Raw genomic sequence first — 21,516 nt, forward strand, 5'->3', positions numbered from 1 at the left:
TATTCTCGCTGTAGGGGTATAGCCGAGGCCACCAAAGCCCGGAGGTGGTGAAATAAAACCGGGCACAACACGAAGGCGCATTTCCGATATCCATAAAGAGTCGGTCTTGTCTGTTAAATTTAAATGGTGGGAGTGCGCCTCCGGTTGTGAATAACAACACTGCTGTGTGTAGTCCTGGCAGCATCAGTTTTTTCTTGAAGTTCGACTGATGTCCGCCCTTTTTAAAGTGAATTTTGTGATGCGGTGAATGCGGCTAAGCGCACGCGGCACAGTTAAAAGTCATGTTAGTCCTTATTGGTTTGGGTGGGAAAGCCGACTGTAATTGTTAACTGGTTGCAGTCACCTGGAGGCACCAGGCACCGCATCACAAAATTCACTTAGTAACCAAGAAGGGAATTATATGCAAGAGATAAGTTTTGAAGTAACAGCAAAAGATGTACAGGTTAAGCCCGATTACAATCAAAAATTATGTATTGAAGTCAATGGCGTGAAGTTATCAGACCTGATTGATTCAGTTGAAGATAACGACGCTATTATTGAAATGGTTGGAGCCGAAGAAATAGCAGAATACTTTTCAACAGAGGGGCGTCTTCATGAGCTTCTGGAAAAATTTTCATATCAGGATATCGCTACATTTCTGGAAATTAATGGTTATAAAGTTACCGAGGAATAAAGTAGCTCAGGTGGCGTTATGGAACGTAATCATCTAACAGCTATCAGTGCCGCACAGAGTAAATTCGCCATCGCTGTATTTTTACAGGATGAAGAAATGTTTGAGCAGGCCATTATTCAGTTTGCAATTGCGACCGGGAGTAAAATAAATGAACACTTTGTTCGCTCTTGTCATGACCGTTTTTCTGACATCAGGCGAAACTCAGGATGTTGTTACCGGAATTTATAACTCCGAATCTGAATGCAAGGCCGCAGCTATTGAGCAAAAAGTAGCTGGTGAATGTTTCCCTGTTGAGAAATTTATCCGGCCTGTAGATGAAGAAATTCCCGCAGGCCTCACAGGAGAAAATCATGAAAATAAAATGTGGTTACCACCTTTGCAATAAAGACGTTGAAGAAAGCAAAACCATTAAAAGACCTCTTCATTTCATGCGTGGAGTTATCCCAACAACGGAAATGAAAAAATATTGTAGTGAAAGCTGTGCCGAAAAAGACCAGATGGCACACGAACTTTAATTAACTGACTATTCGAAACTGAATTTATGCCAGCGATGGCAGGGATTCGCTCAACCTTAATTAAGGAGAAAAACATGATTACCAATTATGAAGCCACTGTTGTAACGACCGATGACATTGTTCACGAGGTTAATCTGGAAGGAAAGCGTATTGGCTACGTGATTAAAACAGAAAATAAAGAAACCCCATTCACTGTGGTTGATATCGATGGTCCATCAGGCAACGTAAAAACACTTGATGAAGGTGTCACAAAAATGTGCCTGGTTCACATCGGAAAGAATCTGCCCGCAGAAAAAAAAACTGGATTTCTGGCAACTCTGATCGCAATGAAATTAAACGGTGAAATCTGAAAAAAAGAAAGCCTGCACAGTGTGCAGGCCTGAGTGAAGAACCTGGGACATTTATTCATCACTCGCAGTAATTTTAATCTGAGTTGAGGTTAAAAAACAATGAGCACAAAACCACTCTTCCTTTTACGGAAAGCGAAAAAATCATCCGGTGAACCTGACGTCGTCCTGTGGGCAAGCGACGATTTTGAATCGACCAGTGCCACTCTGGACTACCTGATCGTTAAGTCAGGTAAAAAACTGAGCAGCTATTTTAAAACAGTTGCAACTAATTTTCCTGTCGTTAATGACCTTCCCCCTGAAGGTGAGATCGATTTTACGTGGTGTGAACGCTATCAACTCGGCAAGGACTCCATCACCTGGGAACTAAAACCGGGTGCAGCACCAGACGACGTTCACCATCAGGAGAATACCCAGGAAACCAAAGAACTGGCGGGGGGCCAGGAAGAAAACGCGCAGGCAGACGCCCACGGGGATTGCCAGGATTGCGAAGTCTCTGTAGCCACTTTGCGGTTCACACAGCGTCTTCTGCACATTTTTACGTATGCGGCCGGGGATCGGAAATACCTGCATCATGCCACCCGTGAACAACGCGAACACATCACTGCTCTTGAGATGGATCAGGAAAACAGCTATGTCCAGAATCTGCTGTTGGCCATACGCGGCATGGCAGAACCGACAACTCTGGATAATGCCGCCCTGCTCCGCCTGACTGATGCAATTAAGGCAGTTTTCTCTATCACGAAAAAACATCAGCCCTATGAATTTAAGAATTTCATTTCAGCCTGGCTGGATACCGAACACATTGATCGCGGTCTTCTGACAAAAGAATGGCGAAAAGGGAATCGTGTTTCACGCATCACTCGCACGGCTTCCGGTGCTAATGCTGGCGGCGGGAACCTCACCGATCGCGGCGAAGGTTTCGTCCACGATCTGACGTCACTGGCGCGCGATGTAGCCACTGGCGTACTGGCCCGTTCAATGGACGTGGACATCTATAACCTTCATCCGGCACACGCTAAACGCATTGAGGAAATTATCGCTGAAAATAAACCGCCCTTTTCTGTTTTCCGCGACAAATTCATCACCATGCCTGGCGGGCTGGATTATTCCCGCGCCATCGTGGTTGCGTCCGTGAAAGAAGCACCAATTGGGATCGAGGTCATCCCCGCGCACGTCACTGAATATCTGAACAAAGTACTGACTGAAACCGATCATGCCAACCCTGATCCGGAAATCGTGGATATTGCCTGCGGTCGCTCCTCTGCCCCGATGCCGCAGCGTGTAACAGAAGAAGAAAAACAGGATGATGAAGAAAAACCGCAACCATCTTGCGCAATGGCAGATGAACAGGCAACGGCTGAAACAGTGGAACCGGATGCAACTGAACATCATCAGGACACGCAGCCGCTGGATGCTCAGTCACAGGTAAATTCTGTTGATGCGAAATATCAGAAACTGCGGGCAGAACTCCATGAAGCCCGGAAAAACATTCCGCCCAAAAATCCTGTCGATGCAGACAAATTACTGGCTGCCTATCGCGGAGAATTTGTTGAAGGGATTAGCGACCCGAATGATCCGAAATGGGTTAAGGGGATCCAGACCCGCGATTCTGTGTACCAGCATCAGCCAAAAACGGAACAGAACGACCGAAAATCGGAACAAAACGGCCAAAATGCGCGACAAAATGAACCAGAAGCGCAACAGGAACCGGAAAAAGTCTGCGCCGCCTGCGGTCAGACTGGCGGGGATAACAGCCCTGACTGTGGTGCGGTAATGGGCGACGCAACATACCAGGAAACATTCGATGAAGAGAATCAGGTTGAAGCTAAGGAAAATGATCAGGAGGAAATGGAAGGCGCTGAACATCCGCACAAGGAGAACGCTGGCAACCATCCGCATCACGATTGCAGTGATGAAACTGGTGAAGCATCAGCTCCTGTAGCAACTGAAATCATGTGGCCGTCATATTTCGAGCCAGGCCGCTATGAAAACCTCCCGAACGAGGTTTATCACTCCGCCAACGGAATAAGCAGCACGATGCTGAAGGATGCCCGTATCAGCCTGATGTATTACCACGGGCGGCACATTGCCGGAACTATTCCGAACGAGGAAAGTGATGCACTGCTGCGTGGGCGGATCATTCACAGCTATGTTCTGGAAACGGATAAATTCGCTGATGAATATGCCATTCCGGTACCGGTTCCTGAATATGTGGTTACTACTTCTAACGAACTGATCGCCATCATTAAAAAACACAATGCCAATCTGCCAGCACTGATGACACCAGAGCAGATGAAAGAGTGGATCGAAAGCTACAACAGCACTCTTATACAGCCACTGTCTGTAAGTGCTGGGGCCGAAGAAACAGGCATCCTTTACGGTTCGCTTCCGGTGGAATTTCGGCGTATTCCTGAGGGGGAAAAACATACAGCATCAGCAATGAAAGCCTGTATTAAAGAATACAACGCAAGCCTCCCTCCTCTGTTGAAAACCAGTGGAGCACGGGAGCAGCTTCTGGATCAAATTGAAACTGTAGACCCAGAACTGGCAAAAAAAGAACGTGCTAAATCTTTGCCTTACAACATCAGTGGCACAAAAGAGCAATTAACCGAAATCGCACGGAAAATTCGCCCGGAACTGGTGACACTGGAGGACTGGCAAAAACGCCAGCAAGAAGAAAACGCCGGGAAAACGTTTATCAGTCCGGATATGTATGAACAGGCAAAAAATATTCACGCTGCAATGCAAAACAATACTGATGCAGCAAGGCTACTCAACCACCCGGATCGCAAATCTGAAATCAGCTATTTCGGGTTTGATGAAGAAACCGGGCTGGAAATCAGGGTCCGTCCTGATATCGAAATCCGGCTGCCATACGAAAGCATTTGCGCTGACGTGAAGTCAGTCAGCCTCGGTTATGTGCGGCAGGAACGACTTAAAGATCGCCTGCACCGTGAAATTATTGAGCGTGATTATCACCTCAGCGCCGCAATGTATTGCGATGTGGCAAACCTGGACAAATTTTTCTGGATCTTCGTCAACAAAGATGCTGGCTATCACTGGGTGGCTGTCGTGGAAGCCTCGCAGGAACTCCTGGAACTTGGTCGACAGGAATATCGCCGGACGCTACGCCAGATAAACGAAGCCCTAGAGACAAACAACTGGCCAGCACCGATTACCGAAAGTTATACCGACGAATTAAACGACTTTGATCTTCGTCGTCTTGAAGCACTGCATCTGGCTTAATGGAGAACCTGACCATGCAAAATACCAATATCATCACGACAGAGCAGACACCAAATACCATTTCTGCCAGTAACACTATTTTTAACGTTCAGGCGTTGACGCAACTTCAGGCAGTAGCCGGGTTGATGTCACAGGCCACCGTCACAGTTCCCGATCACCTTCGCGGAAATCCTGCCGACTGCATGGCAATCATCATGCAAGCCATGCAATGGGGCATGAACCCCTACGCTGTGGCTCAGAAAACACACCTGGTAAACGGAGTTCTGGGTTATGAAGCACAACTGGTTAACGCTGTGATCTCTAGCTCAAGTGCAATTGTAGGCCGCTTCCATTACAAGTACGAGGGAGACTGGGAGAAATGCTCTCGCACCCGAGTGGAGACCGTTAAGAAAACGGCCAAAGGAGGCGGAATCTATGAGAAAAAAGAAACGATCCCATGTTGGACCAGTGAAGATGAGTATGGTCTCTCAGTTCGAGTTGGTGCAGTTCTTCGCGGTGAAAGTGAGATTACCTGGGGAGAACCGGTGTTTCTTTCCAGCGTGATTACGCGTAATTCTCCTTTATGGTGTCAACGCCACGATGTTTGACCGTTATTTGCCATTTTCATGCCCGCTAAGATACTTTCGTTACTGATGCTGTCCGCTTTTCACCATTTCATCATCACTGATTGGCGTTGTGTTTTTGGTCAGCACTCCAGCTTTACGTTTCTCTTTTAACCGGTAACTCTCTCCTTTGATATTCAGCGTGGTTGAGTGATGTAGCAACCGATCCAGTATCGCTGTTGCCAGCACGTGATCTCCGAACATTTCTCCCCAGTCTGCGAACCCTTTGTTTGACGTCAGTATGATGCTCGCTTTTTCATATCGACGGTTCAGTAGCCGGAAGAACAGGCTGGCTTCCTCTCTGTTCATCGGCAGATAGCCTATTTCATCCAGGATCAACACCCGGGCATAACTCAGTTGCTGCAGCTGACGCTCCAGACGGTTTTCCTGTTTCGCTTTCATCAGTGTCGCGATCAGTCTGTCCAGTGGCATAAACAGTACCCGATGTCCCGCATCCACCGCTTTCACGCCAAGAGCTATGGCCAGATGAGTTTTTCCGACACCAGGAGGTCCCAGCAGGATCACGTTTTCGCTGCGCTCCACGAACGCCAGACCAGCCAGTTCCCGGACAACCTTACGGTCGATGCCCGGCTGGAAGGTAAAGTCGAACTGCTCCAGCGTTTTGACCCACGGCAGACGAGCCTGCTTCAGCCTGGACTCCATACCGCGCTGATGCCTGCCGTTCCATTCCTGCTGTAGCGCCATGCACAGGAACTCCCGGTAGTTCAGCTCTTTTTTAGCTGCCTGTTCCAGCAGGCTTTCAACGTGATAACTCAGATGCTCCATTTTCAGGCGACTCAGCAGGACTTCCAGCTCATGCATCACAACAGCTCCTCATAGGCACTCAGTGGTCGATGTTCCACCTGACTGACCTGCTGCCAGAGCGGGGCGTGATGCTCCGGCACTGTCTGCCAGCCAGACGATGCCGAACAGAGGCGATGTGAGGCCACCAGTTTCTCATTACTGTAGATCCGCAACTCGTCATCCAGCGATATTCGTATCGATACCGGCTGACCACACAGCGCTTCGGGAACGCTGTAACGATTACCACCAACCTCGATATAGCTGTCCCAGGACACATGGCGGATATCGAAGTAACTGGTATCGAAGTCCGTATCCGGTAACGGCTGCAGATGTTCCTGCTCCAGCGCGAAGCGCTGTTCCGGCGTTTCTTTGAACTGGCGAAGTTCCCGTTTGTCAGCCACATCGGCTATCCATTGCTCCAGTTGTTGATTAACATGAGTGAAGCTGTCGAACCTGCGGTACCGGACGAAGAAGTTCTCCTTGAGGTATTTCACCATTCGCTCAACCTTACCTTTTGTTCTGGCCCTGCGTGGACGGCATGCCCGTGGCAGGAAGTTATAGTGGTCGGCCAGCAACAGGAATCCGGAGTTGAACACGACTTTCCCGTTGTTATTCTTCAGCACCGCAGCCTTCTGGTTATCAACCAGCACCGTTTTCACACAACCACCGAAGTAGCGGAAGGCGCGAACCAGTGATTCGTAGGTATGCTCAGCATCCTGTTTTGGTGCTGCGAAGACATGGAAGCGGCGGGAGAACCCCAGCGTATTAACCGCAAAGTTAACTTTGCACCGTTGCCCGGCAACCTCCACCTCAACTTCGCCCCAGTCGTGCTGGAGCTGGTATCCAGGCTGAGTTTCGAAGCGAACTGTTCTTTTTGACGGACGCATTTTACGTTTGGGCTGGATGTAGTAACGCAGCATGGAACGTCCGCCCGTATAACCCATTGCCTTAATCTCCGCGAAGATAACCTCACTATTCCAGACATTCTCTGCCAGGCGCATGTCGATGTAATCCATAAACGGTTTCAGCTTAACCATTTTGTGGCGGGTCTTTCTGGCTGGCGGTTCAGGGTATTTGAGGTAGCGTCTGACCGTCCGTTCAGAGCAACCAATCTGAGTCGCAATATCGACAATGTACGCGCCCTGCTGGCGCATTTGCTTTATCATGTAAAAGTCCTCTCTGCTCAGCATGTTGATGTCCTTTCTGGTGTGAGAACCTTAAGGAAACAACATGTTGGGTGGAGCGGACAATCCAAATGGTGAATTACCGTCTTATATCACTGGCGCTGACAATGGACCTCAAACCCGAAACAACAGCTCGCCTATCTGGCGTTGAAATACTGGGCTCGCCTTTATTGTCCTGACGTCATCCTGGGCGTGTATACCCCGGACGAACTGGAAGAGCCACAGGAAAAAATCATCAATCCTGTGCCGGTACAGAATTATAGCGAGGTAAGCGAGCAGCGAACAGAAACCATCGAACAGCGTATTGACGAAGCGTGGATTGATGAATTCCGGCAGCGTGTCGAAAGCGCGGCCACGACTGAGGAAACCACTGCATTACGCCAAGAGATAGAGGATCAGAAAAACCAGATCGGCGAATTCTTTGCCGAGCTTAAAGGAAAAGTGGTTCGGCGTCATCACCGTCTCAATGCTATTGCCAGTATCGAGAAGATGATAAATGACCTTCCTTCATCAGGTGATCCAGAAGCAGAACAAAAATTTACTGCTCTGGAAAATACGCTGAATGCTGCCCGGCCACATCTGGGTGAATTATATGAGGCGTATAAAACGACACTGACAGATATGAAACCAGAATATATCGGCTCCTGATATTGACTTTGGCGGTGTAGCCTCACCGCCATCACAAAATTTTATTATATGAGAGAAAAGACAATGCGGTATGAAAAAGTCAAACCATGCCCTTTTTGTGGTTGTCCATCAGTAACGGTGAAAGCCATTTCAGGATATTACCGCGCGAAGTGTAACGGATGCGAATCCCGAACCGGCTATGGTGGAAGTGAAAAAGAAGCACTCGAACGATGGAATAAACGAACCACTGGAAATAATAATGGAGGTGTTCATGTATAAAATTACCGCCACTATTGAAAAGGAAGGTGGCACTCCTACTAACTGGACAAGGTACTCAAAAACAAAGTTAACCAAATCGGAATGCGAAAAAATGCTCTCGGGGAAAAAAGAAGCAGGCGTTTCCAGAGATCAGAAAGTAAAGCTGATAAATTTTAATTGCGAGAAACTTCTGCCCTCGTGAGTTGCATTATATCCAAATTATAACTTCATAGCTGATTATTAAAAATCAATCACGTCCGCCAGTATTCTGTATATTTACTGGCGGTCATATCGTAAGAGGTATGGCAATGAATCTTGTGACACTCAAAACGTGGGGAAAACTCAGATATCCGGATAACCCACCATCAATATCAACGCTGAGACGATGGGCAAGGAATGGAAACATTTATCCTGCACCTGAACTACACGGGAGGAGTTACAGGGTGGTTCCGGAGGCTTTCTATATCAACCCAAATAAGGTTGATACCGATATAACACACCATCAGCCTAATGGGCGACAAGGGAGAGACAGTCCGTTACTGGAGAAGTTAAAACATGCAGCGGAAAAAATACGATCCCAATTTGCCTAGGAACTTAACATATCGAAGGAGGGACAAAGCATATTACTGGCGCAACCCTCTGACGAAAGAAGAATTTACACTAGGTAAAATTTCAAGAAGAGATGCAATCGCGCAGGCAATTGAAGCAAATCATTATATATACAAAAACTACTCTCCTGCTGCCTTAATTGAAAAACTTAAAGGGTTCGACTCATTTACTATGGCAGACTGGATTGAACGTTACAAAACGATTCTTATAAGGAGAAAAGTGTCCAGAAATACTTATAAAATTCGGGGAAATCAACTGGAAACAATAAAAGAAAAATTAGGAGGGATTTTACTGACAGAAATAACCACTCGCCATATTGCCGAGTTTCTTGATTTGTGGATTGAAGGAGGGAAAAACACGATGGCAGGATCAATGCGTTCTGTGTTATCTGATATGTTCCGCGAAGCCATTGTTGAAGGGCGTATATCTCAAAATCCAGTAACGCCAACAAGAGCACCGAAAATAGTAGTTACAAGAGAACGGCTGAAACTAAAGACATACAACTGCATCAGGGAGGCAGCAGATCAACTTCCGACATGGTTCCCATTAGCTATGGACTTAGCCCTTGTAACAGGACAACGTCGCGAAGACATAACGAATATGCGGTTCAGTGATATTTATGATGATCGTCTCCACATCAGGCAAATTAAGACAGGAATGATGATTGCTATCCCCCTGTCACTCAGCCTTCCGGTCGCTGGTTTACGGCTTGGTGCAGTAGTTGAACGGTGCCGCATGGTAAGTCGGGGGGATTATCTAATCAGTGCCGGAATTAGAAAAAACAGCCCTGACGGCAGCATTCACCCGGACGGCCTGACAAAAAAATTTGTCGCAGCCAGAAAATTAACAGGTATCCAGTTCAGTGAAAACCCACCAACTTTTCACGAGATCAGAAGCCTGGCTGGACGATTGTACAAAGAAACATGTGGGGAAGAATTTGCTCAACGTCTACTTGGCCACACATCGGAGAAGACAACAAAAATGTATCTTGATGAGAGAGAAAAAACGTACTTACTGCTCTGATTTTAACGTAAATGGATTGTTAAATGTATTTTGGTTGTGATATAACCAAAAAAGACCGGAATACAGAAATTCGAGTAAATTTCGGGGAATTTCGGGGAAATATTTGTAACTAATTGATTTCAAATGCTATTAAAAAAAGACCGAATACGATTCCTGTATTCGGTCCAGGGAAATGGCTCTTGGGAGAGAGCCGTGCGCTAAAAGTTGGCATTAATGCAGGCTAAGTCGCCTTGCCCTTTAAGAATAGATGACGACGCCAGGTTTTCCAGTTTGTGACGAAGGTGATTGAAAAAATCTGCCGCCATGTTTGTCATCAGAGATAAAAAAACTGTAACCCTTTTCGTGAAGGTTTACGGTTTTTTATTAAAAATCAGTCAGCTATTTGGATGGATCACAAAGCTTTTTCGCACGTTCGATAAACGGCGCCAGACTCATTTTCTCACCGGGCTTCGCCGGGTTATCTATTTGAATGACGGCAATAGGCTGAGCGCGCGTTTTACCTTCCGCCACTTGCTGTTCGGCAATGTCATTCAAGGGATACTGCACCAGCGTACTGGGGTTGATCGCATAGAGCGCCTGGCCTGGCCGACAGGTCAACATGACCTCTTCCCGATTAAACGCCCACTTGTCTTTTCCTACTTCAAAACGACTTACGGTAATCACCTGCGGCGCCGCCAGCGCAACGCCTGAAGTTGCCAGCAGAAGCACCGGGAGTAGAATTTTTTTCATTCGTTATGCCAGTCCATCAGAAAGGTTCGAGGGTTGCAAACAGGCTGACGATCGCCAGGACTATGCCTCCGACTCCCCATTCAATTTGCGTCATCCTGACAAACCATATGTCAGCCCGGGGATTTTCCTGTCGCATACGTGGTACGAGAACATACCGATTCGTCAGCGCAATTGCCACCATAAGCACTACCAGCGCACATTTTAACAAAAGCAACTGTCCATAGGTGGTCTGCCAGATGGCAGTAAATCCCGTGATAAATAGCGTGTTGCTAATGCCTGTGAGCAATACGCCCGCCACAAAAAAGTGACCATAACGAGAAAAACGCATCATGGCGCTAATGGCCTGCTGACGCCAGCGTCCTTGAGCCATGCGCATACAATAAACCACTGGCAACAGCCCGCCAAACCAGGATGCAGCGCAGAGTAAATGCAGGGCATGGTTAATTTGCTGTAATGTTCCCGGTACGCCGTCGCGCATCGTCGCATGTCCAACGCCTGCCAACAGAATAAACTGAGCAACGGTCAGAATAAGAAGCCGTCGCTGCATTTTTACCGGCGCAATGACCACCATCACCAGCGTGACCAACGCGAGGATAATTTGCCATATCCAGACCGCGCCAAAACGGGTTTGCAGTACCGCGCTCCACACCGAGACGGAAAACACATCGGGCCAGCCGCCGCCCATCAGCCCGCCCTGAATCGCCAGCATAAAAGCCGCGCTGATAACACTCCAGGCGGCGGCATGTCGTTGCAGATGTAAAAATCGACACGTCATTAAACGACGAATTGATGCTGGCGCCAGCCAGGCGCCGTAAAGCGCGCAGCCGTAGACCAGCATCAAACTGGTAAAATGAATAAATCGGAGAGTTATCCAGACGAATGTCAGCATCATTTATTTCACGCTGAAGGTGTATTTCCCTTTTGTTTTATGCCCATCCACCGACACAACATGCCAGTCTACCGTGTAAGTGCCGGGTTTTAGCGGCTGCTCGAGCGGGATAATTAACTGCGTTTTATCCTGTTCGTTTCGCTTTGCCGGTCGCGTTTTGATGGACTCTTGCTGAGGGCCGGTAATTGTTGCGCCGCTGAATCCGGGCTCAATCCCCTCAGAAAAGTTCAGTGTCAGCGCCTGTGGCGCAGCCGTGACGGCAGCATTCGCCGCCGGGTATTGATGCGTCAGGTGCGCATGCGCCCAGGCCGCTGGCGTCGCAAATGTCGATGCCAATAAAAGTAAAGCTAAACGTCGCGATGGTGCAGAAAAAGCCATATTCACTATTCCTTTTTGTTATGCCTACGTTACAGAGAATAACCTTCAACAATCAATGAGTCGAGGATGATCATTTCCATCTTGCCATTACCACGGACTCTTAGTACCTTCTGGCGGCAACAAAAAAGGAGACGCGTATGAAAACGAATCTGGCTCAGCTTGAACAAGCAGAAATGGATAAAGTCAATGTGGACCTGGCGGCAGCCGGGGTGGCATTTAAAGAGCGCTATAATATGCCGGTTGTAGCGGAAGCGGTTGAACGAGAACAGCCAGAGCATCTACGCGCCTGGTTTCGCGAGCGGCTGATTGCCCACCGTCTGGCTTCCGTATCCCTATCCCGGCTACCCTACGAACCCAGGGTTAAATAAAATTATATAACGTTACACTTCCTTACATGCAGTTGACTACATTATAAGGCGATTCTTAACCTATGCTTTTTAGAATGGCTGTAGAGACTATGAAAAGGAAGTCATTATGTCATCCTGGAAAATTGCCGCTGCGCAATATGCGCCCGTGAACGCCTCGCCGGCGGAGCATGTCGCCCATCATCTGGAATATATTGAGCTTGCAGCTCGTCAACAGTGCGAACTACTGGTCTTTCCGTCACTGTCGCTATTAGGATGCGACGAAAGAAATAAACCATTGCCCGCCCCGCCTGATGAGGCGCTTTTACAGCCGCTCACTCATGCGGCCAATACCCACCGTATGACTATCATTGTGGGCATGCCTGTCGAGCATAATTGCCGCTTCGTAAAAGGCATCGCCATTTTTGCCCCGTGGATAACGTCGCCGCTCGTGTTTCACAAAAGTCATGGGGCCTGTATTGCCAGGCAGCGAAGCGCTATCAACGTGGTGGATGAGCAGCCCGAAGGGTTTGATATAGACCCGTCATTTACGTTATTCACAACCAGTCAATGCCTTAACGATCCTGAGCTACATGCTTCTACAGCACGCTTACAACGTTTTTCGCATAAATATGCGTTGGCCGTACTGATGGCCAATGCCTGTGGCAGTAGCTCGCTGTGGGATGAAAGCGGGCAACTTATTGTTCGTGCCGATAGCGGTCCGTTATTACTGACAGGTCTGCGCACAACGGAGGGTTGGCAAGGCGATATCATTCCATTACGCTAAGGTCTTTCGGTGAGGAATGAATCATGTTGCGGATAATAGACACGGAAACCTGCGGGCTGCAGGGCGGGATCGTAGAGATAGCCTCTGTTGATGTCATTGATGGCAACATTGTCAATCCCATGAGTCACCTGATACGTCCCGATCGCCCTATTACGCCGCAGGCGATGGCGATACATCGCATTACCGAAGCCATGGTCGCTGATAAACCGTGGATTGAAGATGTCATACCACTTTATTACGGTAGTCAGTGGTATGTCGCCCACAATGCCAGTTTCGACAGACGCGTATTACCAGAATTGCCGGGTGAGTGGATCTGTACCATGAAGTTGTCGCGACGCCTGTGGCCGGGAATAAAATACAGCAATATGGCACTCTATAAATCACGCAAGTTAAGCGTACAAACGCCGCCGGGGCTGCATCATCACCGGGCGCTTTATGATTGCTATATCACCGCTGCCTTGCTGATTGATATTATGCGAACCACCGGCTGGACCGCGGAAGAGATGGTCAATATCACGGGCCGTCCTGCGCTGTTAACCACTTTCCCGTTCGGTAAATACCGCGGTAAGGCGGTATCTGAAGTCGCAAAACGCGACCCGGGTTATTTGCGCTGGCTTTTTAATAACCTTGATAATATGAGCCCGGAACTTCGCCTGACGCTTAAACACTATCTGGAGGATGTTCAGGCTGGCGAGCAACGCGGCAATGGGACACCATAATAGCCAACGACACTCACAAGCCGTTACGAGACGCGCGTTTACGCGCTATATAAGGTTCCCTGCGCCAGGCCGATTAAAAAGGCGAACTCCAGCGCGACGCCTTCATAGGATTTAAACCGCCCCGACTTACCACCGTGGCCGGAGTCCATATCGGTACATAATAGCAACAGATGATCGTTCGTTTTTAGCTCGCGTAATTTTGCCACCCATTTCGCCGGTTCCCAGTATTGCACCTGAGAATCGTGCAATCCGGTTGTCACCAGCAGGTGCGGATAGTCCTGCGCTTTAACATTGTCATAGGGACTATAGCTTTTCATATAGTCATAATACTCAATGTCCTGCGGGTTCCCCCACTCTTCAAACTCTCCTGTCGTTAATGGGATCGACTCATCCATCATCGTGGTCAATACATCAACAAACGGTACCTGAGCAATAACGCCGTGGAAAAGCTCGGGACGCTCGTTGATAGCGACGCCCATTAGCATTCCGCCCGCGCTCCCGCCCATCCCGTAACACAGCGAAGGCGAACCGTAGCCCAGTTTTAATAAGGCATCGCAGGCATCAAGATAGTCATTAAAGGTATTCCGCTTTTTGAGGAACTTGCCATCCTCATACCACTGCTGCCCCAGCTCGCCGCCACCGCGAACGTGTACGATAGCGTAAACAAAGCCACGATCCAGCAAGCTCAGTCGACTGCTGCTGAAGTCTGCGTCAATACTGGAACCGTAAGATCCGTAGCCGTAAACCAGAAGCGGATTTTGCCCTTTACGAAAATACTTCTGATGATAAACCAGCGATACCGGCACTTCGACGCCGTCGCGCGCGGTGATCCACAGGTGTTCGCTCCGATAACAGCCAGAATCAAACCCAGGCACTTCCGTCTGTTTAAGTACCCGTCGCTCTCCAGTATCCATATCCAGTTCAAACAAGGTATCTGGCGTCGTCATTGAAGAATAGCCGTAACGCAGCCGGGAGGTCTCAGGTTCAGGATTATAGGCAAGCCACGTCACGTAAGCCGGATCGTCAAAGGCGATGCCTATCACTTCACGGGTTTTACGGTTAATTTGCCGCAGGCTGGTTAAGCCACGTTGACGCTCTTCTACCACTAACCAGTCGGTAAACAGGGTAAACCCTTCCAGCATAATATGCTCGCGCGGAGGGATCAGCTCTTCCCAGGCGTTTTCATTGCGTACGCGGGTACGGTACAACCCAAAGTTTTTACCGTTCCGGTTAGAGCGCAGGTAAAATTTGTGCTGATAGTGATCGAGACTATATTCGTGATCTTTGCGGCGCGGTAAGAATGAAAACGGCTCGGCATCGGCCAGTTCCGCGTCAAGTAATAGCACTTCGCTGGTGGTGGCGCTGGCAAGATGAATCACCACATAATGTTGCGAAGTGGTTTTATGCAGGCTGACATAAAAGGTATCGTCTTTCTCTTCATATACCAGCTCATCTTGCGACGACGGAGTGCCAATCGTGTGCCGCCAAACCTGATAGGGCAGCAAGGTCTTCTTATGTTTACGCACATAGTAAAGGGTCAGGGAATCATTGGCCCAGACGAATTCAGGCGCAACGTTATCCAGCAGTTCCGGATACCAGTTACCGCTTTCGAGGTTACGAAAACGCAACCCATACTGACGGCGGGATAAATAATCTTCTGCCAGCGCCATGATGGTATTATCCGGCGTAATGGCAAGTCCGCCGAGCGTATAAAATTCGCTGTGTGCGGCTCGCTGGTTCGCATCAAGCAAGGTTTCCCATCCATCCCACTCTTCGCTTAACGCCGATTGTCGTTGATAGATGGCATATTCGCAGCCGGGTTCATAGACATAACGGTAGCGATAGCCGTTTTTCACATACGGGGCGGAGACTTCTTTGGGCGGGATGCGATCGATAATTTCTTTTAGAATGCGGTCCTGTAACGCCTGCTGAGAGGTCATGACCTTCCGGCCATACTCATTTTCCTGATGCAGGTAATCAAGGACTTCCGGCTGCGAGCGAGTGTCATCTCGCAGCCAGTAATAATTATCAATGCGCGTGTCGCCATGTACGGTCATGGCATAGGGAATTCGATTGGCTTTTGGCAACATGTCGTTTTTTCTTTTGCGTTAATATTTGTTATATATCACGCGGCAAACACAGCGACTTAGCATAGTCATCCCGGTCACTCACCTTGGTAAGCGCCTGAGATGTCACTGCTTCGCCGCTACCCTGCAACATGAATGACGTAAACTATCCATCCTATAAGGGTGGCAAAAGACACGCATGATGCAAGCGAAACATGTTACTTAATGGCAGGTTATCAGCCAGGTAGCGCCTGTTTTTGCTGCTGCAAGTCCTGCTCGATACCGTCCCGAACATCCTGAGGAATTTTTAGCGCGTCTCCTAAAGCATTCAGGTAGCTACGTTCCATAAAGTGGTCAATATCAATGGCGGCGCAGCTCAGGAAGTAGACTTCAAGGGCTTCTTCTTCATTGCGAACGCCCTGCGCCAGACGTTGTGGATCAAGCGGCTGCTCGATAGCTTTCTCGATAAACACACGCCCTTGCTCTTCCACACCTGATTCTCGCAGTTGGTGCTCAATCGCCGCGCGTTCTTTGGCATCAATATGCCCGTCGCTTTTTGCAGCAAAAACCAGCGCCAGGATCAGTCGCTCAGTGCGAACATCCAGCGGCGTACTTTGGCTGCCGAATTGCGGCTCTCCCTGGTGCGCAGCGCGTACTTTATCTTTGTACTTATTCCACAATACGGAACCCGCCACCGCGCCACCGCCCACCAGCAAAGCGCCAGTACCATATTTGGTTAATAATTTGCGCGAAGACTTATTGGCGACCAACAGTCCCGCCAGACCGCCCAGCGCGCCGGGAACCAGCAATTTATTTAGCCCCTGTTCACCGGAAGACGAGGCGGAAGCGCCTTTTTGCCCAAGAAGTGATTGTAATTGGTTCAACCAGTTAGCCATAGTACCCCTCAAATACAGACCAATAATGGTCAAGCGTACCTGAGGGGATGTCAGGAATTGTCTGTTCCGGCAAAAGAAGCGCAAATTACGCTACTAACGAGGCTTATATTCCGCCGTACCAGCTTTGCAATCAACGATGACCTGATAATGAATGTCGGCACTTTTACCGCGAACGGTAAGTGGAACATTCCATTTATCATTTTGACCGACAACGTCCTGCACATTAACCCACGCGACCGGGTCAGCCTGCCCGACCTTTTTTTGGTCGTCTGCCCACCGCACGATACGATTTTGCTGGTAGTCGCGCTTCACGCTTGCCGCAATCCCGGCGGCATCCAGCCCTTCGCACTGCGGAAACTTAACCGATTTACTCTCGGTGGATGCCGCAAATGCCGATACGCTGGCGGATAGCAACAGCAGGCTCAACAACGCTCCTCTTTTATTCATACTTTTCTCCTTAGCACAATGGTTCAGGAAAAGCATGGTACAAAACGCCGGGAGCGCAAGTGTGGGTTCACGCGGCTTGCTTTTTCGTTTTACTCACGGCGTGCTTTTCAACCGCCTGCGGAGAAGGCAACTTACCGGTTTTCAGGATGGTGCTTAACACCTCTTTATGTTCCGCCAGCCACAGCGACAGCGCTTCGCGCTGCCCATCTTCCAGCACGACTGGCGACTGCTCAAGCCAGGTATCAAGAAGATCGGCAGTATCGAGCATTTTGTCCCAGGCGTCGGCTTCCTTTTTACTGGTAAATGACATCTTCTCCTCACCCTCGCGAATGACTACGTATTTAACTTCAACCGCCATTTTGCAGCCCCTTAGTTAACTGTGTTTATATACAGTATATTGTGAGACAGCAAGAAAAGCAATCTATTCGAAAAGACAGACGCAAACGTTTTCGTATATACTGCGCGCAGGTAAATCAGGGGACAGAAATATGACGCTATTAGGCACAGCGCTGCGTCCGGCAGCAACGCGGGTGATGTTATTAGGTGCAGGAGAATTGGGAAAAGAGGTGGCGATTGAATGCCAACGCCTGGGAATCGAGATTATCGCCGTCGATCGCTATCCTGACGCTCCCGCCATGCATGTGGCTCACCGTTCACACGTCATTAATATGCTGGACGGCGAGGCGCTACGTCATGTGATTACAGTGGAAAAACCGCATTATATCGTGCCAGAAATAGAAGCGATCGCCACCGATACGCTGCGTGAGCTGGAAGACGAAGGGCTGAATGTTGTGCCCTGCGCCCGTGCTACGCAGTTAACGATGAACCGCGAAGGGATTCGTCGCCTGGCCGCAGAAGAATTAGGTCTGCCGACATCTGCGTATCGTTTTGCCGACAGTGAGGCCAGTTTTCATGATGCGGTAGCCGCAATAGGTTTTCCTTGCATCGTCAAACCGGTTATGAGCTCTTCCGGCAAAGGCCAAAGTTTTATCCGCTCAGCCGAACAGCTCGCGCAGGCATGGGAGTATGCTCAACAGGGCGGACGCGCTGGCGCGGGTCGCGTGATTGTGGAAGGCGTGGTTAAATTTGATTTTGAAATTACGTTGCTCACCGTTAGCGCCGTCGATGGCGTACATTTCTGTGCGCCGGTCGGTCATCGTCAGCAAGATGGCGACTATCGCGAATCCTGGCAGCCACAGCAGATGAGCGAACTGGCGCTGAAGCGGGCGCAAGAGATTGCCCGTCATGTGGTGCTGGCGTTAGGCGGTCATGGTCTGTTCGGCGTTGAACTTTTCGTCTGTGGCGATGAAGTTATTTTCAGCGAAGTCTCCCCTCGCCCGCACGATACCGGAATGGTGACGTTGATTTCTCAGGATCTTTCTGAGTTTGCGCTGCATGTACGCGCCTTTTTAGGGCTGCCAGTAGGCGCTATTCGCCAGTATGGCCCCGCGGCCTCAGCCGTGATTCTGCCGCAGCTTACCAGTCAGAATGTGACGTTTGATAATGTACACGCGGCGGTAGGGGCAGGAGTGCAGGTGCGGCTGTTTGGTAAGCCGGAGATCGACGGCGCCCGTCGTCTTGGCGTAGCGTTAGCGACAGGTGAAAACGTTGAAGAGGCGGTGATAAGAGCGCAAAAGGCCGTCAGCCGCGTGATAGTAAAAGGCTAATGCGCCATAGCCTGATGGCGACGCTAGCGCGTCTTATCAGGCCTACAGTTCGCAACTCATAGGCCCGATAAGCAAGCGTCATCGGGCATTTAACGGCTTACTGCTTTGCGCCTTCTAGCGCTTCACGCGCCAGTTTGGTGATGCGATCGTAATCACCCGCTTCCAGCGCGTCGGCCGGCACCAGCCAGGAGCCGCCGATGCACAACACGCTTTTCAGCGCCAGATAGTCACGATAGTTTGCCGGAGAGATGCCGCCGGTTGGGCAGAAACGTACCTGAGAGAACGGACCGGCAATCGCCTGTAACGCTTTGGTGCCGCCATTCGCTTCCGCCGGGAAGAATTTGAACTCTTTCAGACCATAGTCCATGCCCAGCATCAGTTCGGAAACGGTGCTAATACCGGGGATCAATGGAATCGTACCTTCCGTTGCGGCTTTCAACAGTGGCTCAGTCAATCCCGGGCTAATCGCAAACTGCGCGCCCGCTTCCGTCACCTCCGCCAACTGTTGCGGATTGAGAACGGTTCCGGCACCGACAATCGCTTCCGGCACTTCTTTAGCGATAGCGCGAATAGCATCCATCGCGCACGCCGTACGTAAGGTCACTTCCAGAACGCGAACGCCCCCGGCCACCAGCGCTTTAGCCATTGGCACCGCGTGCTCCAGTTTATTGACTACAATGACCGGGACAACCGGGCCGGTGGTCAGGATTGCTTCTGCACTTGTTTTCCAGTTTTTCATCGGAATTCTTCTCTCGCCTGATTACAAATGTGTCATCTTAAAAAGTGATACAGGTTGCGCCTTGCTCCGCACCCGACAGCTTCTCGCGCAGCGCGCCGAACAACTCACGTCCCGTTCCGACGCGCGACGCGCGCAGGTCCGGAATATGAGGCTGGCGAACGGCAAGTTCTGCCTCGTCGACCAGCAGAGTTAACTCACCTGTCTGTCCATTCACGCGAATGATGTCGCCATCGCGCACTTTTGCCAGTAAGCCGCCATCGTAGGCTTCCGGCGTTACGTGGATAGCTGAAGGCACTTTACCCGAAGCGCCTGAAAGTCGTCCATCTGTAACTAACGCGATTTTGAAACAGCGGTCCAATAATACACCAAGTGGCGGCATGGGTTTATGTAATTCTGGCATTCCATTCGCTTTTGGTCCCTGATGACGCACGACAACGACACAATCCCGGTCAAGCAGACCCGCGTCGAACGCAGGCAGCACATCATGCTGACTTTCAAATACCACGGCAGGCGCTTCAATGATCTGATTTTCAACCGGTACCGCAGACGTCTTCATCACTGCGCGTCCCAGATTACCGCTCAGTACCTTAGTGCCGCCGTGGGGAGAGAATGGCTTATCAAAAGAGGCAATCACATCGCTATCCAGTGACGTTTCCGCGCCTTCACGCCAGTCCAGCTCGCCGTTGTTGAGCCAGGGTTCCAGCGTATAGCGTTTCAGGCCGAAGCCTGCGACAGTGTTAACGTCTTCGTGCAGCAATCCGGCATTGAGCAACTCGCGTACCAATACCGGTACGCCGCCCGCCGCCTGGAAGTGGTTAATGTCCGCCGGGCCGTTCGGATACAGGCGCGCCATCAACGGTACCACTTCCGACAAATCCGAGAAGTCATCCCAGTTGATCAGAATTCCCGCCGCGCGCGCCATCGCAACCAGATGCATGGTGTGGTTGGTGGAGCCGCCGGTAGCCAACAGCGCGACAATGCCGTTCACCACGACTTTCTCGTCGATCATTTTACCGAGCGGCATCCACGTATTGCCATTGCCGGTAAGACGAGTTACCTGACGTGCGGCAGCGGCAGTCAATGCCTCGCGCAGCGGCGCATCCGGATGCACAAACGAAGAACCCGGCAACTGCATCCCCATAAACTCCACCACCATCTGGTTGGTGTTGGCGGTGCCGTAAAATGTACAGGTGCCCGGCGCATGGTAAGAGGCGGCTTCCGACTCCAGCAGCGCCATTCTGTCTACTTTTCCTTCCGCATATAGCTGACGAATACGGACTTTTTCTTTATTCGCCAGGCCGCTCGCCATCGGGCCTGACGGAACAAAAATCGCGGGTAAATGACCAAAAGAGAGCGCAGCCATCGCCAGCCCCGGGACGATTTTGTCGCATACGCCGAGGAATAACGCGCCGTCGAACATATTGTGAGAGAGCCCTACCGCCGCCGACATCGCTATCACTTCGCGGCTGAGTAATGACAACTCCATGCCGTCCTGCCCTTGCGTAACGCCATCGCACATTGCCGGTACGCCGCCTGCGACCTGACCTACCGCGTTCACGGAATGCAGCGCCTGGCGAATGATCTCCGGATAATGTTCATACGGTTGATGCGCAGAGAGCATGTCATTGTAGGAAGTAATGATGGCGATATTATTGCGCAACATACTTTTCAGCGAGGCTTTGTCCTCTGGCTGACAGGCGGCGAAGCCATGCGCCAGGTTGCCACAGGCCAATTGAGAGCGGTGAACCGTGGCGGTTTTCGCCTGCTCAATACGGGCAAGATAGGCTTTTCGGGTCTGCTGCGAGCGTTCGACAATTCGCTGCGTTACGCGTAACAAATTAGAATTCATAGAGGCTCCTGAAATTTAGCTGTCCGACTACCGGGTTTACCATGTGTTTCATCAATGTGGAAAGACAGCGAACTACATGATGTCCGGCGATAATGGGGCAAAATCGTTTCAGGAA

Annotated in this window: 24 protein-coding genes and 2 pseudogenes; 15 read left to right on the top strand and 11 right to left on the bottom strand. The window is 50.0% G+C overall.

Features of this window, described 5'->3' with window-relative positions; genetic code table 11:
- Positions 1–400 precede the first annotated feature (400 nt).
- From ACE15A_RS12950 to ACE15A_RS12975, 6 genes and pseudogenes are all read left to right on the top strand, one after another.
- On the top strand, positions 401–673 hold the full coding sequence (locus tag ACE15A_RS12950; RefSeq protein WP_001156287.1) for a hypothetical protein: 273 nt from the start codon (positions 401–403) through the stop codon (positions 671–673).
- Between the two features lie 148 nt (positions 674–821).
- Complete coding sequence (locus ACE15A_RS12955; RefSeq protein WP_001093898.1) at positions 822–1,058, top strand: DUF1482 family protein; 237 nt, start codon at positions 822–824, stop codon at positions 1,056–1,058.
- The gene (locus ACE15A_RS12960) at positions 1,024–1,188 is read left to right on the top strand and encodes a YdaE family protein (RefSeq protein WP_000692777.1); all 165 of its coding nucleotides are present in this window, start codon (positions 1,024–1,026) and stop codon (positions 1,186–1,188) included. Before ACE15A_RS12955 ends, ACE15A_RS12960 begins: the two co-directional genes overlap by 35 nt.
- Before the next feature lie 74 nt (positions 1,189–1,262).
- A complete protein-coding gene (locus ACE15A_RS12965; protein WP_055278136.1) occupies positions 1,263–1,538 on the top strand; it encodes a hypothetical protein in 276 nt (91 codons plus the stop codon).
- A 99-nt stretch (positions 1,539–1,637) separates the two neighbouring features.
- Positions 1,638–4,784 carry an exodeoxyribonuclease VIII gene (gene recE, locus ACE15A_RS12970; RefSeq protein ID WP_064055953.1) on the top strand — a complete coding sequence of 1,049 codons (3,147 nt, stop codon included), beginning with the start codon at positions 1,638–1,640 and terminating at the stop codon, positions 4,782–4,784.
- A 14-nt stretch (positions 4,785–4,798) separates the two neighbouring features.
- Positions 4,799–5,350, top strand: a pseudogene (locus tag ACE15A_RS12975) (recombinase RecT); the annotation flags it as partial.
- A 60-nt stretch (positions 5,351–5,410) separates the two neighbouring features.
- Here the strand turns inward: ACE15A_RS12975 and istB are convergent.
- Together istB and istA are read right to left on the bottom strand one after the other, a co-directional pair.
- Positions 5,411–6,208, bottom strand: coding sequence for an IS21-like element IS21 family helper ATPase IstB (istB, locus tag ACE15A_RS12980; RefSeq protein ID WP_000544830.1), 798 nt, complete (start codon positions 6,206–6,208; stop codon positions 5,411–5,413).
- Entirely contained in the window at positions 6,208–7,380 is a 1,173-nt protein-coding gene (gene istA / locus ACE15A_RS12985) for an IS21-like element IS21 family transposase (RefSeq protein ID WP_000952373.1), read from the bottom strand. Before istA ends, istB begins: the two co-directional genes overlap by 1 nt.
- Positions 7,381–7,482: 102 nt before the next feature.
- Here istA and ACE15A_RS12990 point away from each other — a divergent pair.
- The 5 genes and pseudogenes from ACE15A_RS12990 to ACE15A_RS13010 all read left to right on the top strand — a co-directional run.
- Positions 7,483–8,022 (top strand): annotated as a pseudogene (locus ACE15A_RS12990) (recombinase RecT); the annotation flags it as partial.
- A 63-nt stretch (positions 8,023–8,085) separates the two neighbouring features.
- Entirely contained in the window at positions 8,086–8,280 is a 195-nt protein-coding gene (gene ralR / locus ACE15A_RS12995; RefSeq protein WP_021500490.1) for a type I toxin-antitoxin system endodeoxyribonuclease toxin RalR, read from the top strand.
- Positions 8,273–8,461: a DUF1187 family protein gene (locus ACE15A_RS13000; protein WP_380910826.1), complete on the top strand. Its 189-nt coding sequence runs from the start codon at positions 8,273–8,275 to the stop codon at positions 8,459–8,461. The genes ralR and ACE15A_RS13000 overlap by 8 nt, the downstream gene beginning before the upstream one ends.
- Positions 8,462–8,567: 106 nt before the next feature.
- On the top strand, positions 8,568–8,849 hold the full coding sequence (locus ACE15A_RS13005; RefSeq protein ID WP_001311878.1) for an excisionase: 282 nt from the start codon (positions 8,568–8,570) through the stop codon (positions 8,847–8,849).
- Positions 8,815–9,891 (top strand): tyrosine-type recombinase/integrase, encoded by a 1,077-nt coding sequence (locus ACE15A_RS13010; protein WP_053508942.1) that lies wholly within the window; start codon positions 8,815–8,817, stop codon positions 9,889–9,891. The genes ACE15A_RS13005 and ACE15A_RS13010 overlap by 35 nt, the downstream gene beginning before the upstream one ends.
- A gap of 378 nt (positions 9,892–10,269) precedes the next feature.
- On the opposite strand, the gene ACE15A_RS13015 is transcribed toward ACE15A_RS13010, so the two are convergent.
- The 3 genes from ACE15A_RS13015 to yobA are packed head-to-tail and all read right to left on the bottom strand — an operon-like array spanning position 10,270 to position 11,887.
- Positions 10,270–10,620, bottom strand: a complete 351-nt coding sequence (locus tag ACE15A_RS13015) for a YebY family protein (RefSeq protein ID WP_053508939.1) — start codon at positions 10,618–10,620, stop codon at positions 10,270–10,272.
- Between the two features lie 16 nt (positions 10,621–10,636).
- A complete protein-coding gene (gene copD, locus ACE15A_RS13020) occupies positions 10,637–11,512 on the bottom strand; it encodes a copper homeostasis membrane protein CopD (RefSeq protein WP_072158693.1) in 876 nt (291 codons plus the stop codon).
- A complete protein-coding gene (yobA, locus tag ACE15A_RS13025) occupies positions 11,513–11,887 on the bottom strand; it encodes a CopC domain-containing protein YobA (RefSeq protein WP_023246228.1) in 375 nt (124 codons plus the stop codon).
- A 137-nt stretch (positions 11,888–12,024) separates the two neighbouring features.
- Between yobA and ACE15A_RS13030 the strand changes: the two genes are divergently transcribed.
- From ACE15A_RS13030 to exoX, 3 genes are all read left to right on the top strand, one after another.
- Entirely contained in the window at positions 12,025–12,255 is a 231-nt protein-coding gene (locus ACE15A_RS13030) for a DNA polymerase III subunit theta (protein WP_023246229.1), read from the top strand.
- Positions 12,256–12,361: 106 nt separating this feature from the next.
- A complete protein-coding gene (locus tag ACE15A_RS13035; RefSeq protein WP_053508937.1) occupies positions 12,362–13,018 on the top strand; it encodes a carbon-nitrogen hydrolase family protein in 657 nt (218 codons plus the stop codon).
- Between the two features lie 23 nt (positions 13,019–13,041).
- Positions 13,042–13,737 carry an exodeoxyribonuclease X gene (exoX, locus tag ACE15A_RS13040; RefSeq protein WP_023246231.1) on the top strand — a complete coding sequence of 232 codons (696 nt, stop codon included), beginning with the start codon at positions 13,042–13,044 and terminating at the stop codon, positions 13,735–13,737.
- A 38-nt stretch (positions 13,738–13,775) separates the two neighbouring features.
- Here the strand turns inward: exoX and ptrB are convergent, their stop codons facing one another.
- The 4 genes from ptrB to yebG form a co-directional block, all read right to left on the bottom strand.
- On the bottom strand, positions 13,776–15,827 hold the full coding sequence (gene ptrB, locus ACE15A_RS13045) for an oligopeptidase B (RefSeq protein WP_053508935.1): 2,052 nt from the start codon (positions 15,825–15,827) through the stop codon (positions 13,776–13,778).
- A gap of 212 nt (positions 15,828–16,039) precedes the next feature.
- Complete coding sequence (locus tag ACE15A_RS13050; RefSeq protein WP_023178693.1) at positions 16,040–16,699, bottom strand: tellurite resistance TerB family protein; 660 nt, start codon at positions 16,697–16,699, stop codon at positions 16,040–16,042.
- A gap of 93 nt (positions 16,700–16,792) precedes the next feature.
- Complete coding sequence (gene yebF / locus ACE15A_RS13055; RefSeq protein WP_053508933.1) at positions 16,793–17,146, bottom strand: protein YebF; 354 nt, start codon at positions 17,144–17,146, stop codon at positions 16,793–16,795.
- Between the two features lie 67 nt (positions 17,147–17,213).
- Entirely contained in the window at positions 17,214–17,504 is a 291-nt protein-coding gene (gene yebG, locus ACE15A_RS13060; RefSeq protein ID WP_023246234.1) for a DNA damage-inducible protein YebG, read from the bottom strand.
- Between the two features lie 130 nt (positions 17,505–17,634).
- On the opposite strand from yebG, the gene purT reads away from it, so the two are divergent.
- On the top strand, positions 17,635–18,813 hold the full coding sequence (purT, locus tag ACE15A_RS13065; RefSeq protein WP_053508931.1) for a formate-dependent phosphoribosylglycinamide formyltransferase: 1,179 nt from the start codon (positions 17,635–17,637) through the stop codon (positions 18,811–18,813).
- Between the two features lie 97 nt (positions 18,814–18,910).
- Here the strand turns inward: purT and kdgA are convergent, their stop codons facing one another.
- Both kdgA and edd read right to left on the bottom strand, forming a co-directional pair.
- Positions 18,911–19,552: a bifunctional 4-hydroxy-2-oxoglutarate aldolase/2-dehydro-3-deoxy-phosphogluconate aldolase gene (kdgA, locus tag ACE15A_RS13070; protein ID WP_053508930.1), complete on the bottom strand. Its 642-nt coding sequence runs from the start codon at positions 19,550–19,552 to the stop codon at positions 18,911–18,913.
- Between the two features lie 37 nt (positions 19,553–19,589).
- Positions 19,590–21,401 carry a phosphogluconate dehydratase gene (gene edd / locus ACE15A_RS13075; RefSeq protein WP_129382441.1) on the bottom strand — a complete coding sequence of 604 codons (1,812 nt, stop codon included), beginning with the start codon at positions 21,399–21,401 and terminating at the stop codon, positions 19,590–19,592.
- Positions 21,402–21,516 lie beyond the last annotated feature (115 nt).

The organism is Salmonella sp. HY31 (genome assembly GCF_042604575.1).
GTDB classification, from domain to species: Bacteria; Pseudomonadota; Gammaproteobacteria; order Enterobacterales; family Enterobacteriaceae; genus Salmonella; species Salmonella diarizonae.